The organism is Pseudomonas sp. BNK-45, assembly GCF_047456255.1.
GTDB lineage: Bacteria > Pseudomonadota > Gammaproteobacteria > Pseudomonadales > Pseudomonadaceae > Aquipseudomonas.
In genome coordinates, this window is record NZ_CP179909.1 from 2,893,758 (window position 1) to 2,911,746 (window position 17,989).

General features: G+C 66.7%; 5 protein-coding genes. All 5 read left to right on the forward strand.

Annotated features, from left to right (window positions below):
• Positions 1 to 343 precede the first annotated feature (343 nt).
• The 5 genes from ACMGG8_RS13640 to ACMGG8_RS13660 all read left to right on the forward strand — a co-directional run bounded on the left by ACMGG8_RS13640 (position 344) and on the right by ACMGG8_RS13660 (position 17,816).
• Entirely contained in the window at positions 344 to 13,360 is a 13,017-nt protein-coding gene (locus ACMGG8_RS13640) for a non-ribosomal peptide synthetase (RefSeq protein ID WP_414159711.1), read from the forward strand.
• Positions 13,361 to 13,730: 370 nt separating this feature from the next.
• The gene (locus ACMGG8_RS13645; protein ID WP_414159712.1) at positions 13,731 to 14,768 is read left to right on the forward strand and encodes a ParB/Srx family N-terminal domain-containing protein; all 1,038 of its coding nucleotides are present in this window, start codon (positions 13,731 to 13,733) and stop codon (positions 14,766 to 14,768) included.
• A 149-nt stretch (positions 14,769 to 14,917) separates the two neighbouring features.
• Positions 14,918 to 15,967 (forward strand): hypothetical protein, encoded by a 1,050-nt coding sequence (locus tag ACMGG8_RS13650; RefSeq protein ID WP_414159713.1) that lies wholly within the window; start codon positions 14,918 to 14,920, stop codon positions 15,965 to 15,967.
• 571 nt (positions 15,968 to 16,538) lie between these two features.
• Entirely contained in the window at positions 16,539 to 16,895 is a 357-nt protein-coding gene (locus tag ACMGG8_RS13655) for a DUF6124 family protein (protein WP_414159714.1), read from the forward strand.
• A 108-nt stretch (positions 16,896 to 17,003) separates the two neighbouring features.
• Positions 17,004 to 17,816 carry an alpha/beta fold hydrolase gene (locus ACMGG8_RS13660; RefSeq protein ID WP_414159715.1) on the forward strand — a complete coding sequence of 271 codons (813 nt, stop codon included), beginning with the start codon at positions 17,004 to 17,006 and terminating at the stop codon, positions 17,814 to 17,816.
• The last annotated feature ends 173 nt before the right edge of the window (positions 17,817 to 17,989 follow it).

The following is a 17,989-nucleotide window of genomic DNA, read 5'->3' on the forward strand; positions in this document are numbered from 1 at the left end:
GGACGTCAGAAAAGTCTGAGCCGTCCTACACATCGAGCGACAAATTAGGCTGAATGATAATGATTGTCAATTGAGAAAAAGAACTAATGCTCTCTAGCGGTGCAGATTGAGAACAGCGGCTCATTCAGGGGGCGAAGCGGGTCCTGCCAGGGCCCGTGGGGACTAATTATTTGCCGAGGCCATCCGTTCCCATGGGAGAAAGATTCCGGGCAGCAAGCCCGGGCGCGGCGCCTCGCGGATGCCTGTGACCTGTTGCCAAGCCGTTGATTTTCGGTGGTTTGCCAGGGGCATGGCAGGGCAGGGGCCGCTCTCCATCGCAAGCACACTCCTGGCAGGAAACCCCATGACGGACGCGTTCGAACTCCCCAGCACCCTGGCCCAAGCCCTTCAACGCCGGGCGGTCCTGGCCCCTGATCAAGTGGCGTTGCGGTTCCTCGCCCAAGAGCAGGAGCAGAGCGTGGTGCTCAGCTACCGGGACCTGGATCTTCGCGCGCGGACCATTGCCGCGGCCCTGCAAGCCAACGCTGAATTCGGCGACCGCGCGGTGCTGCTGTTCCCCAGTGGCCCGGACTACGTCGCAGCGTTCTTCGGTTGCCTGTACGCCGGGGTGATCGCGGTGCCGGCCTACCCGCCGGAGTCGACCCGGCACCATCACCAGGAGCGGCTGCTCTCGATCCTGGCCGACGCCGAGCCACGGTTGCTGCTGACCAGCGCCGGGCTGCGCGACTCACTGTTGCAGATGGACGAACTGCAGGCCGCCGGGGCGCCGCAGCTGCTCTGCGTCGACACCCTGGACCCCGCGCTGGCGCAGGACTGGCAGGCGGTGGAGCTCAAGGACCAGGACATCGCCTTCCTGCAGTACACCTCCGGTTCCACTGCGCTGCCCAAGGGCGTGCAGGTCAGCCATGGCAACCTGGTGGCCAACGAACTTCTGATCCGGCGCGGTTTTGGCATCGACCTCAACCCGGACGACGTGATCGTCAGCTGGCTGCCGCTGTACCACGACATGGGCCTGATCGGCGGCCTGCTGCAGCCGATCTTCAGCGGCGTGCCCTGCGTGCTGATGTCGCCGGCCTACTTCCTGGCCCGCCCCGTGCGCTGGCTGGAAGCGATCAGCGAATACGGCGGCACCATCAGCGGCGGCCCGGATTTCGCCTACCGCCTGTGCAGCGAGCGGGTCAGCGAATCGGCCCTGGAGCGTCTCGACCTCAGTCGCTGGCGCGTGGCCTATTCCGGTTCCGAGCCGATCCGCCTCGACACCCTGGAGCGCTTTGCCGAAACCTTCGCCTCCTGCGGTTTCAGTGCCGACAATTTCCTCGCTTCCTACGGCCTGGCCGAAGCCACCCTGTTCGTCGCCGGGGGCGTGCGCGGCCAGGGCATCCCGGCCCTGCACCTGGACGACCAGGCCCTGGCGCAGAACCGCGCCGAGCCGGGGCAGGGCAGCGCCATGATGAGCTGCGGCTTCAGCCAGCCTGAGCACGCCGTGCTGCTGATGGATCCGCAGCAGCTCACGGAATTGCCTGACAACCGCATCGGCGAAGTCTGGGCCAGCGGGCCGAGCATCGCCCATGGCTACTGGCGCAATCCCGAAGCCACGGCCAAGACCTTCGTCCAGCATGCCGGCCGCACCTGGCTGCGCACCGGCGACCTGGGCTTCATGCGCGACGGCGAGCTGTTCATCACCGGGCGCCTGAAGGACCTGCTGATCGTGCGCGGGCACAACCTGTATCCCCAGGACATCGAAAAGACCATCGAGCGCGAAGTGGAAGTGGTGCGCAAGGGCCGGGTGGCGGCGTTCGCGGTCAGCGACCAGGGCCAGGAAGGCATCGGCATCGCCGCGGAAATCAGCCGCAGCGTGCAGAAGATCCTGCCCCCCGAAGCGCTGATCAAGGCCATCCGCCAGGCGGTGGCCGAAGCCTGCCAGGAAGCGCCCAGCGTGGTGGTATTGCTCAACCCCGGGGCCCTGCCGAAGACCTCCAGCGGCAAGTTGCAGCGCTCCGCCTGTCGCACCCGGCTGGCCGATGGCAGCCTGGATCACTACGCGCTGTTCCCCCAGGCCGAGGCTGCACCCGCTGGCGTTCAGGATGCGTCCGACGACGCGCTGCAAAACCTGATCGGGCGGATCTGGCAGGAACAGCTGCAATGCGCCGCCGTGGCCGCCGACGATCATTTCTTCCTCCTTGGGGGCAACTCGATCGCCGCCACCCAGGTCACGGCCCGCCTGCGCGAGGAACTGGGCCTGGAACTGAGCCTGCGGCTGTTGTTCGAAGCGCCGACCCTGGGCGCCTTCACCGCCGCCGTGGCGCGTCAGCAACAGGACGGCGGCGTGGCCCAGGGCAGCATCCAGGCCCTGTCGCGCCAGCAGCCGCTGCCACAATCCCTGGCACAGAACCGCCTGTGGATCACCTGGCAACTGGACCCCCACAGCAGCGCCTACAACATTCCCGGTGGCCTGCGCCTGCGCGGCGAGCTGGACGAAGACGCCCTGCGCGCCAGCTTCCAGCACCTGCTGCAGCGTCACGAAGCGCTGCGCACGCGGTTCTTCGAGCGCGACGGCCAGGCCCTGCAACAGGTGGACGCGGCCGGTGAGTTCAACCTGCAGGTGATCGACATCAGCGATCTGCCTGTGGCCGAGCGTGAAGCCCGGGCGCAGCAGATTCGCGAAGACGAGGCGCGCACCCAGTTCGACCTGGAAAAGGGCCCGTTGTACTGGGCGACCCTGATCCGCCTGGACGACGAAGAACATCAACTGCTGCTGACCCTGCACCACATCATCGCCGACGGCTGGTCGCTGACTGTGCTGATCGACGAATTCTCCCGGCTCTACGCCGCCGCGGCCCAGGGCCAGCGCCTGGAGCTGGCGCCCCTGGCCCTGCAATACGCCGACTACGGCAGCTGGCAGCGCCAGTGGCTGGCCCAGGGCGAAGGCCAGCGCCAGCTGGACTACTGGAAGCAGCAACTGGCCGATGAGGCCCCGGTACTCAGCCTGGCCACCGACCACCCGCGTTCGGCCCAGGTCCGCCACAGCGCCGCGCGCCACAGCCAGCGCTTGAGTGTGGCTCTCAGTGAGGCTGTGCGTCAGACCGCCCAGGCCTGGCAGGTCACGCCGTTCATGCTGTTGCTGGCCACCTTCCAGACCCTGCTGCACCGCTACAGCGGGCAGACCGAGATCCGCATCGGCGTGCCCAACGCCAACCGTCCGCGCCTGGAAACCCAGGGCCTGCTGGGCTTCTTCATCAACACTCAGGTGCTGCGCGGCCAACTGGAGGCGCGCCAGACCTTCGCCGAGTTGCTGCAACAGACCCGCCGCACCGTCCTTGAGGCCCAGGCGCATCAGGACCTGCCCTTCGAACAACTGCTCGAAGCCTTCCCCGACGCTCGCGAGCAAGGCCTGTTCCAGGTCATGTTCAACCACCAGCAGCGTGACCTCAGCGCCTTGCGCCGTCTGCCGGGGCTGCTGGCCGAAGAGCTGCCGTGGCACAGCCGCGAGGCCAAGTTCGACCTGCAACTGCACAGCGAGGAAGACCGCAACGGCCGCCTGAGCCTGGCCTTCGACTATGCCGACGAGCTGTTCGATGCCGCGACCATCGAGCGTCTGGCCGGGCACTTCATCAGCCTGCTGGAGCAGGCCTGCCAGCAGCCGGACAGCGCCCTGGGCGATTTGCCGTTGCTCGGCAAGGTCGAAGCGGCGCAATTGCAGCAATGGAGCATGGCCCCCTGCGCGCGCGCCGAGCGTTGGTTGCCGGAGCGCCTGCAGGAACAACTGCAGCAGACCGCGGAGCGCACCGCGCTGGTGTGGGACGGCGGGCAACTGAGCTTTGCCGAACTGCACGCCCAGGCCAACCGCCTGGCCCATTACCTGCGGGACAAGGGCGTCGGCCCGGACGTGTGCGTGGCCATCGCCGCCGAGCGTTCGCCACAACTGCTGATCGGCCTGTTGGCGATCATCAAGGCTGGCGGCGCCTACGTGCCCCTGGACCCGGATTACCCCGCCGAGCGCCTGGCCTACATGCTCGCCGACAGCGGCGTGCAACTGCTGCTGACCCAGACCCAGCTGCTCGGCCAGATGCCCGAAGCCCCGGGCGTCAGCACCATCGCCATGGACGGCCTCAAGCTCGACAGCTGGCCGAGCCAGGCCCCGGGCCTGCACTTGGACGGCGACCAGCTGGCCTATGTGATCTACACCTCCGGCTCCACCGGCCAGCCCAAGGGCGTGGGCAACACCCATCGCGCCTTGATGGAGCGCCTGCAATGGATGCAGGACAGCTATCAATTGCAGGCCGACGATGTGCTGATGCAGAAGGCCCCCATCAGCTTCGACGTGTCGGTCTGGGAATGCTTCTGGCCATTGATCACTGGCTGCCGCCTGCTGCTCGCCGCCCCCGGCGAGCACCGCGACCCGCACCGCATCGCCCAACTGGTTCAGGAGTTCGGCGTGACCACGCTGCACTTCGTGCCGCCGCTGTTGCAGCTGTTTGTCGATGAACCGCTGAGCGCCGAATGCCACAGCCTGCGCCGGGTGTTCTCCGGTGGCGAAGCCTTGCCCGCCGAACTGCGCAACCGGCTGTTGGAGCAGTTGCCGAACGCGCAACTGCACAACCGTTACGGCCCCACCGAAACCGCGATCAACGTCACCCACTGGCAGTGCTCGGTGGAGGACGGCGAGCGCTCGCCCATCGGTCGCCCCCTGGGCAATGTGCTGTGCCGGGTGCTGGATGCCGAGCTCAACCTGCTGCCCGCCGGGGTTCCGGGCGAGCTGTGCATCAGCGGCCAGGGCCTGGCCCGGGGTTACCTGGGACGCCCGGCGCTCACCGCCGAACGCTTTGTGGTCGACCCGCTGAGTGAGGAGGGCGCACGCCTGTACCGCACCGGTGATCGGGTGCGCTGGTGCGCCGACGGCGCCCTGGAATACCTCGGCCGCCTCGACCAGCAGGTCAAGCTGCGGGGTTTTCGGGTCGAGCCGCAGGAAATCGAAGCACGGCTGCTGGCCCAGGATGGCGTAGCCCAGGCCGCGGTGCTGGTGCGCGACAGCGTCGCCGGCCCGCAGTTGATCGGCTACTACACCGCCCCTGCCAGCGACGAAGATGAAAGCACACACAGCGCCCGGCTGACCGCCGCCCTGGCCGCCGAGTTGCCGGAGTACATGGTGCCGGCGCAACTGCTGCGCCTGGAGGCCATGCCCCTGAGCCCCAGCGGCAAGCTCGACCGCCGCGCCTTGCCGGAGCCGCAGTGGCAGGTGCGCGAACACGTTGAACCGAGCACCGATCTGGAACGGCAGATCGCCCAGATCTGGCGCGAAGTGCTGGGCCAGCCACGGATCGGCCTCAAGGACGACTTCTTCGCCCTGGGCGGGCATTCGCTGCTGGCCACCCAGATCATTTCCCGCACCCGTCAGGCCTGCGATGTCGAGCTGCCGCTGCGGGCGCTGTTCGAAGCCAGCGAGTTGGGAGACTTTGCCGAACAGGTGCGGCTGATCCAGCAGTCCGGCGCGCGCAACCAGCAGCCGCCGATTGCCCGGGTCGACCGCAGCCAGCCGGTGCCGCTGTCCTACTCCCAGCAGCGCATGTGGTTCCTCTGGCAGATGGAGCCCGACAGCCCGGCCTACAACGTCGGCGGCATGGCGCGGCTGTCCGGGGTGCTGGACGTGGGGCGCTTCGAGGCCGCGTTGCAGGCGTTGATCCTGCGCCACGAAACCCTGCGCACCACCTTCCCCAGCATCAACGGCGTGGCCCATCAGCAGCTACACGCCGACACCGGCCTGCGCATGGCCTGGAAGGATTTCTCGGCCCTGGCCCCGGAGGCCCGGCAACAACGCCTGCAACAGCTGGCGGACAGCGAAGCGCACCAGCCCTTCGACCTGGAAACCGGCCCCTTGCTGCGCGCCTGCCTGGTCAAGGCCGGCGAGCAGGAGCACTACTTCGTCCTGACCCTGCACCACATCGTCACCGAAGGCTGGGCCATGGACATCTTCGCCCGCGAACTGAGCGCGCTGTACGAAGCCTTCCTCGACGACCGCGAATCGCCACTGCAACCCTTGCCGGTGCAGTACCTGGACTACAGCGTGTGGCAGCGCCAGTGGCTGGAATCCGGCGAGCGCCAGCGCCAGCTGGATTACTGGACCGGGCAACTGGGCCGCGAACACCCGCTGCTGGAACTGCCCAGCGACCGGCCACGGCCGGCGGTGCAAAGCCACCAGGGCGAGCTGTACCGCTTCGACCTGAGCGACGAGCTGGCGGCCCGGGTGCGGGCTTTCAATGCCGAACACGGCCTGACCCTGTTCATGACCATGACCGCGGCCCTGTCGGTGCTGCTCTATCGCTACAGCGGCCAGACCGACCTGCGCATCGGCGCGCCGGTGGCCAACCGCATCCGCCCGGAAAGCGAAGGGCTGATCGGCGCCTTCCTCAACACCCAGGTGCTGCGTTGCCAGCTCGACGGGCAGATGAGCGTCGGCCAGTTGCTGGAGCAGGTGCGCCATACGGTGATCGAGGGCCAGTCGCACCAGGACCTGCCGTTCGACCATCTGGTGGAAGCCTTGCAGCCGCCGCGCAGCGCCGCCTACAACCCGCTGTTCCAGGTGATGTGCAACGTCCAGCGCTGGGAGTTCCAGCAAAGCCGGCAACTGGCGGGCATGACCGTGGACTACCTGGTCAACGATGCCCGGGCCACCAAGTTCGACCTCAACCTGGAAGTCACCGACCTGGATCAGCGCCTGGGTTGCTGCCTGACCTACAGCACCGACCTGTTCGATGAGCCGCGCATCGCGCGCATGGCCGGCCATTGGCGCAACCTGCTGCAGGCTCTGATTGACGATCCGCAGCGGCGCTTGTGCGAACTGCCGCTGCTGCACGCCGAGGAACAGCAACAGCTGCTGGACAGCCTGAGCGTCGAGCCCGGCGAGCACCGCCTGGATCAGTGCATCCATCACCTGTTCAGCGAGCAGGCCCTGGCCCGTCGCGACGCCCCGGCCCTGACCTTCGCCGGGCAGACCCTGAGCTACAGCGAACTGGACAGCCGCGCCAACCGCCTGGCCTGGATGCTCCGCGAGCGTGGCGTGGGCCCGCAGGTGCGGGTCGGCCTGGCCCTGGAACGTTCCCTGGACATGGTCGTCGGCCTGCTGGCGATCCTCAAGGCCGGTGGCGCCTACGTGCCCCTGGACCCGGAATACCCCCTGGATCGCCTGCACTACATGATCGAAGACAGCGGCCTCGGCCTGCTGCTCAGCGATGCACGGATGTTCGCCGCCCTGGGTGAGTTGCCGGCGAGTGTTGGTCGTTGGTGCCTGGAGGAGGACGGCGCGTTGCTGGCCGACTACCCGGCCAGCGAGCTGCCCTTCATCAGCCTGCCCCAGCATCAGGCGTACCTGATCTACACCTCCGGCTCCACCGGCCAGCCCAAGGGCGTGGTGGTGTCCCACGGGGAAATCGCCATGCACTGCCAGGCGGTGATCCGCCGTTTCGGCATGCGCCCGGACGACTGCGAGCTGCACTTCTATTCCATCAACTTCGACGCCGCCACCGAGCGTCTACTGGCACCGCTGCTCAGCGGCGCCCAGGTGGTGCTGCGGGCCCAGGGCCAGTGGGATGCCGAAGAGATCTGCCAGCTGATTCGCCAGCATCGCATCAGCATCCTCGGCTTCACCCCCAGCTACGGCAGCCAGCTGGCCCAGCACCTGGCCACCCAGCAGCAGACCCTGCCGGTGCGCATGTGCATCACCGGCGGCGAGGCCCTGACCGGCGAACACCTGCAGCGCATTCGCGCGGCGTTCCAGCCGAGCCTGTTCTTCAACGCCTACGGCCCCACTGAAACCGTGGTCATGCCCCTGGCCAGCCTGGCGCCGGAGCACTTGGCCGAAGGCGTGGCCAGCGTGCCCATCGGCCGCATTGTCGGGGCGCGGGTGGCTTACATTCTCGATGCCGATCTGGCGCTGGTGCCCCAAGGCGCCACCGGTGAGCTGTATGTCGGCGGCGCCGGCCTGGCCCAGGGGTATCACCGTCGTCCGGGGATGAGCGCCGAGCGTTTCGTGGCCGATCCGTTCTCCGGCGATGGCGGGCGCCTGTACCGCACCGGGGATCTGGTGCGCCAGTGCGCCGACGGTCAGCTGGAGTACATCGGCCGGGTCGACCATCAGGTGAAGATTCGCGGTTTCCGCATCGAGCTGGGAGAGATCGAAACCCGTCTGCTGGATCATCCGGCCGTGCGTGAAGCGGTGGTGCTGGCCCTGGACACCCTGGCGGGCAAACAGCTGGCCGCTTATCTGGTGACCGAGGTGGCCGAGCACAACGAGGTGCAGCAGGCCAACCTGCGGGAAGCCCTCAAGCAGCAGCTGAAAACCCAGCTGCCGGACTACATGGTGCCGACCCACCTGATCCTGCTCGACAGCATGCCGCTGACCGCCAACGGCAAGCTCGACCGCCGGGCCCTGCCGATGCCGGACCCGGAGCTCAACCGCCAGCAGTACGTGGCGCCGAGCAACGAGCTGGAACAGACCCTGGCCAAGGTCTGGGGCGAAGTGCTGAACGTGCGGCAAGTGGGCCTCAACGACAACTTCTTCGAACTGGGGGGCGACTCGATCCTGTCGATCCAGGTGGTCAGCCGCGCCCGCCAGTTGGGGCTGCACTTCACCCCGCGGGACCTGTTCCAGCACCAGACCGTGCAGACCCTGGCCCGGGTCGCCAGCCATACCCAGCGCATCAGCGCCGAGCAGGGCCCGCTCAGTGGCGAAGCGCCGCTGACGCCGATCCAGCACTGGTTCTTCGACAGCCGCATTCCCCAGCCACAGCACTGGAACCAGGCGTTGCTGCTGGAGCCGCTGGGCCTGCTCGATGCCCAGACGCTGGAACAGGCGCTGCTGGCGGTGCTGGAGCAGCACGACGCCCTGCGCCTGCGTTTCAAACCGGTGGATGGGCAGTGGCGCGCCGAGTACCTGCCGCTGTCCGACGCGCCTGTGCTGTGGCAAGTGCGGGTGCCGTCCATGGCCACCTGCGAGGCACTGTTCGCCGATGCCCAGCGCAGCCTCGACCTGGAACACGGGCCGCTGCTGCGGGCGGTGCTGGTGGACGGGCCGGAAGGCGAGCAACGCCTGCTGCTGGCGATCCACCATTTGGTGGTGGATGGCGTGTCCTGGCGCGTGCTGCTGGAGGATTTGCAGAACGCCTACCGTCAGTTGCAAGCCGGACAGAGCCTCAAGCTGCCGGCCAAGACCAGCGCCCTGCGGGACTGGTCGAGCCGCCTGCAGGCCTATGCCGGCAGCGAATCCCTGCGTGAAGAACTCGGCTGGTGGCAGCAGCAACTGGCCGGCCCGGCCGCGCAACTGCCGGGCTTGAATGCCGCCGGTAGCCAGCAGCATCAGCAGGCTCGCTGCCACAGTGTGACCCTGGATGCCGAGCGCACCCGCCAACTGCTGCAACAGGCCCCGGCGGCCTACCGTACCCAGGTCAACGACCTGCTGCTGACCGCCCTGGCCCGGGTGCTGTGCCGCTGGAGCGGGCAGCCTTCGGCCCTGGTGCAACTGGAAGGCCACGGCCGCGAGGCGCTGTTCGACGAGATCGACCTGACCCGCAGCGTCGGCTGGTTCACCAGCGCCTATCCGCTGCGCCTGACCCCGTTGCAAGTGGAAGAAGCGGCCGGGCAGGGCGCCTCGATCAAGGCCATCAAGGAACAACTGCGGGCCGTGCCGCACAAGGGCCTGGGTTACGGCGTGCTGCGCTACCTGGCCGATGACGCCTGCCGCGAGGCCCTGGCGGCGCTGCCGCTGGCGCCGGTGACCTTCAACTACCTGGGGCAGTTCGACCAGAGTTTTGGCGCCGATGCCTTGCTGCGTCCGCTGGATGAGTCCGTCGGTCCGGCCCACGCTCCCGAAGCGCCGCTGCCCAACGAGCTGAGCATCGACAGTCAGGTTTATGGCGGCGAGTTGGTGCTGCGCTGGACCTACAGCAGCGAACGCTTCGCCGCCGAACTGATCGGTGAACTGGCGGACGCCTACCTGGGCGAGCTGCAGGGCCTGATCGAGCATTGCCTGAAGGACGATGCCGGTGGCCTGACGCCGTCGGACTTCCCCCTGGCGCGCCTGACCCAGGCCCAGCTCGATGGCCTGCCGGTGCCGGCTGGGCAGATCGAAGACGTCTACCCGCTGACCCCGATGCAGGAAGGCATGCTGCTGCACACCCTGCTGGAGCCGGGCACCGGCTTGTATTACATGCAGGACCGCTACCGCATCAACAGCGAACTGGACCCGGAGCGTTTCGCCCAGGCCTGGCAGGCGGTGGTGGCGCGCCACGAGGCTCTGCGCGCGTCGTTCTGCTGGAACGTCGGCGAAGACATGCTGCAGGTTATCCACAAACCGGGCCGCACCCCGATCGAGTTTCTCGACTGGAGCGCGGTGCCCGAGGCCGAGCAGGAACCCAAGCTCCAGGCCCTGCATAAAGCCGAGCGCGAGGCCGGTTTCGATCTGCTCAACCAGGCGCCGTTCCACCTGCGGCTGATCCGGGTCGGCGCCGCGCGCTACTGGTTCATGATGAGCAACCACCACATCCTCATCGATGCCTGGTGCCGCTCGCTGTTGATGAACGACTTCTTCGAGATCTACACCGCCCTGGGCGAAGGCCGCGAGGCGCAACTGGCGGTGCCACCGCGCTACCGCGACTACATCGGCTGGCTGCAACACCAGAGCCTGTCGGAGGCGCGGCAGTGGTGGCGGCAGAACCTTGAAGGTTTTGAACGCACCACGCCGATCCCCAGCGACCGGCCGTTCCTGCGCGAACACGCCGGTGACAGCGGCGGCATGATCGTCGGCGATTGCTACACCCGCCTGGATGCCCGGGACGGCGCGCAACTGCGCGAGCTGGCGCAGCAGCATCAGCTGACCGTCAACACCTTCGCCCAGGCGGCCTGGGCCCTGGTGCTGCGGCGCATGAGCGGCGATCGCGACGTATTGTTCGGGGTCACCGTGGCTGGGCGCCCGGTGCAGATGCCGGAGATGCAACGCACCGTCGGCCTGTTCATCAACAGCATCGCGCTGCGGGTCAAGCTGCCCGAGGAGGGCCAGCGTTGCAGCGTGCGCCAGTGGCTCGGCGACCTGCTCGACCGCAACATGCAACTGCGTGAATACGAATACCTGCCGCTGGTGGCGATTCAGGAATGCAGCGAGCTGCCCAAGGGCCAGCCGCTGTTCGACAGCCTGTTCGTGTTCGAAAACGCCCCGGTGGAAGTCTCGGTGCTGGACCGCGCCCAGAGCCTGAACGCCAGTTCGGATTCCGGCCGTACCCACACCAACTTTCCGATCACCGCCGTGTGCTACCCGGGGGATGACCTGGGCCTGCACCTGTCCTACGACCAGCGCTACTTCGAGCAGGCGACCATCGAGCGCCTGCTCGGCGAGTTCAAGCGCCTGCTGCTGGCGCTGATGCAGGGCTTGCATGGCGACATGGCCGACCTGCCGCTGCTGGGTGAAGAGGAGCAGGATTTCCTGCTGGCCGGCTGCAACCAGAGCCAGCATGAGTACCCGCTGGAGCGCAGCTACGTGGAGCTGTTCGAGGCCCGGGTGGCGGCCCATCCGCAGCGCATCGCCGCCAGTTGCCTGGAGCGGCGCTACAGCTATGCCGAGTTGAACCAATGCAGTAACCGCCTGGGCCATGCCTTGATTGCCAACGGCGTGGGCTTTGACCAACCGGTGGCCTTGCTGGCCGAGCGCGGCCTGGAACTCTTGGGCATGATCATCGGCAGCTTCAAGGCCGGGGCCGGCTACCTGCCTCTGGACCCGGGCCTGCCGAGCCAGCGCCTGGGGCGCATCATCGAGCTCAGCCGCACGCCGATCCTGGTCTGCACCGCGGCCTGCCGCGAACAGGCCCAGGCCCTGCTGGACGAGTTTGCCTGTGCCGCACGGCCGCGGTTGCTGGTCTGGGAAGAACTGCAAGGCGCCGGGCATGCCGAGAGCAACCCGGGCCGCTACAGCGCGCCGGACAACCTGGCCTACGTGATCTACACCTCCGGTTCCACCGGCCTGCCCAAGGGCGTGATGGTGGAGCAGCGCGGCATGCTCAACAACCAGCTGAGCAAGGTGCCGTACCTGCACTTGAGCGAGGCTGACGTGATCGCCCAGACCGCGTCCCAGAGCTTCGACATTTCGGTCTGGCAGTTCCTTGCCGCGCCGCTGTTCGGTGCTCGGGTCGACATCGTGCCCAACGCCATCGCTCACGATCCCCAGGGCCTGTTGGCTCACGTCCAGGAGCAGGGCATCACCGTGCTGGAGAGCGTGCCGTCGCTGATCCAGGGCATGCTCGCCCAGGACGCCATCGCCCTGGATGGCCTGCGCTGGATGCTGCCCACCGGCGAGGCCATGCCGCCGGAACTGGCGCACCAATGGCTGCTGCGTTATCCACAGATCGGTTTGGTCAACGCCTACGGTCCGGCGGAATGTTCCGATGACGTGGCCTTCTTCCGCGTGGACCTGGCTTCGACCCGGGGTACCTATCTGCCCATCGGCACGCCCACCGATAACAACCGCCTGTACCTGATGGACGAAGCCCAGGCGCTGGTGCCCCTGGGCGCGGTCGGCGAGTTGTGCGTGGCCGGCACCGGGGTCGGCCGCGGTTACGTCGGCGACCCGTTGCGCACCGCGCTGGCCTTCGTGCCCCATCCGTTCGGTGCGGCGGGCGAACGCCTGTACCGCACCGGCGACCTGGCACGCCGGCGCAGCGACGGCGTACTGGAATACGTCGGCCGGATCGACCATCAAGTGAAGATCCGCGGCTACCGCATCGAGCTGGGGGAGGTCGAAGCGCGCCTGCACGAACAGCCGGAACTGCGCGATGCCGCCGTGGCGGTGCAGGAAGGGGTCAACGGCAAGCACCTGGTGGGCTACCTGGTGGCCAGTGACTCAAGCCTGAGCCCGAGCGAATGCCTGGAGCGGATCAAACCGCGTCTACGCGCCGAACTGCCGGAATACATGGTGCCGCTGCACTGGCTGTGGCTTGCGCGCCTGCCCCTCAACGCCAACGGCAAGCTTGATCGCAAGGCCCTACCGGCCCTGGAGATCGGCCAGTTGCAGAGCCAGGACTACCAAGCCCCGGGCAGCGAGCTGGAGCAGACCCTGGCCGATATCTGGGCCGAGGTGCTCAAGGTCGAACGGGTGGGCGTGCGCGACAACTTCTTCGAGTTGGGCGGGCATTCCCTGCTGGCCACGCAGATCGCCTCGCGGGTACAGAAAACCCTGCAACGCAACGTACCGCTGCGGGCCATGTTCGAATGCAGCACGGTGCAGGAGTTGGCCGCGTACATCGAAGGACTGGGCGCCAATGCAATCAGCGAGGAGAAGGTCGACCGCCTGAGTGACCTGATGGCCGAGTTGGAGGGCTTGTAAGCTTTTGTGGCGAGGGAGCTTGCTCCCGCTGGGTGGCGCAGCCACCCCAAAGCCTGCCACCTCGTTGCACCAGGAAGCTCGCGGATTCAGGCTTTACGGCCGCTGCACAACCGAGCGGTCGTAATGCCTTCCTGTGGCGAGGGAGCTTGCTCCCGCTGGGTGGCGCAGCCGCCCCAATGGCTGCCACCTCCTTGCTCCAGGAAGCTCGCGGATTCAGGCTTTACGGCCGCTGCGCGCCCGAGCGGGAGCAAGCTCCCTCGCCACAAGGTGGCTTCGGCCTGTCCGCTGATCCTTGCTATAGTCCGCCGCGCATTGCCCGACAGCAGCCCTGTCGGGCTTTGTCGTTTCAGACAGTTCAAGGACCGGAACCATGGCAGAACAGCTTTACTGGCACGACATCGAAGACACCCTGGGCAACTGGAGTGGCCTCGGTGTCGAGGTCGAAGCGGGTGCCTCGGACAGGCCGCCGCTGCACCTGCGCACCGGCAACAATGCCCGGATCAAGCTGATGCACCGCGACACGCCACTGTTCTGGGCCACCTTCGCCTGGGATCACGGCGGCGTCTGGCTGGTGCGCAACCCGCTGGCGGAAGGCGCCGAATGCCGAATGCTGGCCCCCATCGATTCACCCACAGTCCAACAGTACGCAGCCCTGGCGCCTGAGCTACGGATCAAGGCCTGGAGCCGCTATTTCGTCAGCCGCCTCAGCGAAAGCGCCCGGCACTTCCTCACCCCCGGTTTCTGGCTGGCCCAGAGCCTGCTGCCGGAGCCCTCCAGCACCGCGAACGGCCTGGACCACTGGCGCTTCACCTCGGTGATCGATCCTTTGACCCACGTGCCCAGCTGGCACCTGTACGGCGAGGATTTTCTCGACAACCTGCAACCCCAGACCCTGGAGTGGATCGACTGGTGGCACGGCGGCGGCAAGCTCATCGGCCTGCACCGGGTCGATCCCCAAGCGGGGCGCTTGAAATGGTGGCGCAAGAAGGCCCGGGAAGGCAGCCTGCCGCCGATTCTGCTGTGGTACGTCGGCGGGCTGGCCTCCTATGTGGTCATCGATGGGCATTACCGCTTGCAGGCGGCCATCGCGGAAAACCTCGCGCCATCATTCATCGTCCTCAGCGCCACCCGCGAGCGCGACTTCACGCCGAGCCTGGAGCATCAGCAGCGGGTCATGGATTCACTGCGCAAGCGCGGCGACGCGGTGCCGCGAAACCCGGCCCTGAGCACCGAGCACCTCAACCGGGTGCTGATCCAGGCGTTCGATGACCGGCCGCAATACCGCAGCGCTACCCCGGCCTGGGCCGGCAACGAGCCGCAATCGCAGTGGTGTGACGAGGTGCTCCAGTGCCTTAGCGGGCAAGGGCTGGAGGACCAGATGGAGGCGGTGATTGCCCGGCGTGGATAGGGCGCTGGCCGTGTTCGCTGGCAAGCCGGCTCCTACAGGGGGGGCTGCTTGTAGGAGCCGGCTTGCCGGCGAACAGGTCCCCAAACACTCTGCTATATTCGCGCCCGCCCGCCGCAGGGCCGGTCATTGAAAAAGGATTAGGGACAATCGTGGAACAGCTTTTCTGGCGTGATATCGAGGATTTGGCCGGCCAGTGGAACGGCCTCGGCGTGGACGTCAAACGCCCGGCCAGCGGCAAGCCCAACCTGTGCCTGCTCAGTGGCAACAACCGCCGCATGCAGCTGGTGCTGGGGGACCAGGCCCTGCTCTGGGGCACCATGTCGCACTGCCGCTATGGCGTGTGGCTGGTGCGCAATGACCTGGCGGAGCAACTGCCGCAAACCCTGGTGGGCCCCATCGAGTCGCCTCAGGTTGAACAACAGGCGCGCCTCGACCCGGCCCTGCGCCTCAAGGCCTGGAGCCGCTTCTTCGTCGAGCAACTGATGCAGCACCAGCCGGACTTCTTCTACCCCGGCTCCTGGCTGGTGCGGGCCTTGCGCCCGGCGTCCCAGAAACCCATGCGGCCGCTGCTCAGCGGCACCGAAGCCTGGTACTTCAAGGGCGGCGAAGACGCCCAGAGCCATATGCCGCAGTGGGCGATCTACGGCCGCAACATCCTCGACAACCAGCAGCCCGGCTCGGCGCGCTGGGTCGAGTTGTACGAGGGCGGCGGGGCGGTGGTCGGCCTGCATGCCGTGGACCCCCATTCCGGACGCTTGAAATGGTGGCGCAAAAAAGCCCGCGAAGGCAGCTTGCCGCCGATCCTGCTGTGGTACGTCAGCGGCCTGAACTGCCACCTGATCCTCGACGGTCATTACCGCCTGCAGGCGGCCATCGATGAAAACCTGCCACCGGAGTTCCTGGTGCTCAGCACGCCGCGGCTCTACCACTATCGCCCCAACCCGCAAGAGCAGCAGAAAGTGCTGGGGGCGCTACAAGTGCAGGTCCAGCGCAACAACCTGGACACCAGGCGCTTCAACCAGTTGCTGATCAGCACCTTCGACGATCGGCCGTATCACGGCTTCGGCAGCCAGTCGTGGGCGGGGATTGCTTCGGAGCAGGAGTGGATCGAACAGGTCAGCGGCATCCTCAAGGCGCGCGGAGGCCTGAGCGATCTGGAGGAAATCCTCGAACGCGAGGCGCCGGAAGAATACCGCTGAGTCATGCTTGCGGCTGATGCCAATCGGTTTTTTGTAGCCGCTGCCGCAGGCTGCGTACGGCTGCGCAGCAGACGCGGCGATTTCAAGGCCGCCTCAGGTCTTTGACGGGAGATCGCCAAGCAGGGTCCTGCGGGCCTTTTCGCAGCTTCGCCAAGGCTCAGCAGCGGCCACAGGGCAACAATTCCATAGGTCCACAGGCCAATGCCGATCGGGGCAAGGTGGTTTCGGAAACGGGCTGGAAGGTCGCTGGAACGGTGTTTAGTCGCTTTCTTTTGTAAGGCAAATCCGAGAAACTGCGGGCCGCTTGAATGCGCCTGGTGGGCGGGCTAGGGTTCCGGAGCCATCGCCCAATCGATGGCTCGGATGTGCAAGTCCGACCGTTACCAGACGCATAAGCGCTCAGTCATGCCTGAGCGATTTCATGTTCGCCGTGTTATGGCGGCCGTGCGCGGGAGATCTTCGGATCTGCCGGGGTTCTGGTAACTCGGTCTTGCACACCCGCGTACGGCTGCCACCTTATTCGTGTGCAAGCGAACGGTGTCAGCTCCTTGTCATTACCAGGAGTTTGACCATGAAAAAGCTCGTCCCCGATCCCCCCACGTCCTATCGCGATCCCGAACTCAAGGCCGCCAACGCCACCCTGCGCGTGGCCCTGGCTCAGCAACCGCTGGACTCCGCTCTGTTCCAGCTCACAACCCAAGCCAAAGCCGTTTCCCCCGACTCGCTGTTCAGCGTGCGCGAAGGCGTCAGCGCCGAAGAGGCCCTGGTGCATGTGGCGTTGTTGCTCAAATGCGCCGAAGAGGTCTGCGATGAAATCACCCAGCAGGGCAGCGGCCTGGAGCGCGGGCTGATCTGGTCCATGGTGCATTCGGTGGAGATGGCCCGCGCGGTGGTGGAGGCCTTGCTCGACGGCCAGCGCGAGCCCTGAATCCGGGCATTTCCTGATACGTTTTTGTCGCCCCGGTCCGATTGACTGAGCCTGGTTCACGGCACAGTCTGTCGGACCTTTTTCGTCATTCCCTACAGGAGCTAGCCGATGCCTTTCGTGACCCTCGATGGACAACCGTTGCACTACCTTGACCAGGGCCAGGGGCCGGTGGTGTTCCTGGCCGGCAGTTATTTGTGGGACACCAGCATGTGGGCGCCGCAGATCGAGGCGTTGTCGGCGCAGTACCGGGTGATTGCGGTGGACCTGTGGGGCCATGGCCAGTCCGGGCCGTTGCCGCAAGGCACCGCGTCGCTGGACGATGTGGCGCGGCAGATGCTGGCCTTGCTCGATCATCTGCACATTGAGCGGGTGACGTTGGTGGGCTTGTCGGTGGGCGGCATGTGGGGTGCACGTCTGGCCCTGGCGGCGCCGCAGCGCATCGACGGTCTGGTGCTGATGGACACCTACCTGGGGGCTGAGCCGGAGCCGACCCGGCAATACTACTTTTCCCTGTTCCAGCAGATCGAGGACAGCGGCCTGATCGCCGAAGCGCTGCTGGATATCGTGGTGCCGATCTTCTTCCGCCCAGGTATCGATCGGCAGTCGGCGTTGTATCAGGATTTTCGCGCCAGCCTCGCCGCACTGCCGGCCGAGCGCCTGCGCCAGAGCGTGATACCCATGGGGCGCATCACCTTCAGCCGGGCGGATGTGCTGGATCAGCTGCAGCACCTGGATGGGCCGAACACCTTGCTGCTGTGTGGCGACCAGGACCAGCCGCGGCCGCCGGCGGAAACCATCGAGATGGCCGAACGCATCGGCTGCCCTTACCAGCTGGTGCCCGAGGCCGGGCATATTTCCAGCCGTGAGAATCCGGAATTCGTGACCCGAGCCTTGCTGGCGTTTTTACAGCGCCACGGTTGAAGCCCGATTCTTCCCTCGTAGGAGCTGGCTTGCCAGCGAAGGAGCCCGCAAGCCAGGCGGCCATCGCAAGGACGCTTTCGCCGGCAAGCCGGCTCCTACAGAGGCTGCACAATGGCGAGGTGTTCACCTGCTGTCGTAGGAGCTGGCTTGCCAGCGAAGGGGCCCGCAAGTCA

Excerpts from the sequence above, each read along its gene's own strand:
- ACMGG8_RS13640 (WP_414159711.1), top strand. The coding sequence starts at position 344 with ATGACGGACGCGTTCGAACTCCCCAGCACCCTGGCCCAAGCCCTTCAA.
- ACMGG8_RS13645 (WP_414159712.1), top strand. The coding sequence starts at position 13,731 with ATGGCAGAACAGCTTTACTGGCACGACATCGAAGACACCCTGGGCAAC.
- ACMGG8_RS13655 (WP_414159714.1), top strand. The coding sequence starts at position 16,539 with ATGAAAAAGCTCGTCCCCGATCCCCCCACGTCCTATCGCGATCCCGAA.
- ACMGG8_RS13660 (WP_414159715.1), top strand. The coding sequence starts at position 17,004 with ATGCCTTTCGTGACCCTCGATGGACAACCGTTGCACTACCTTGACCAG.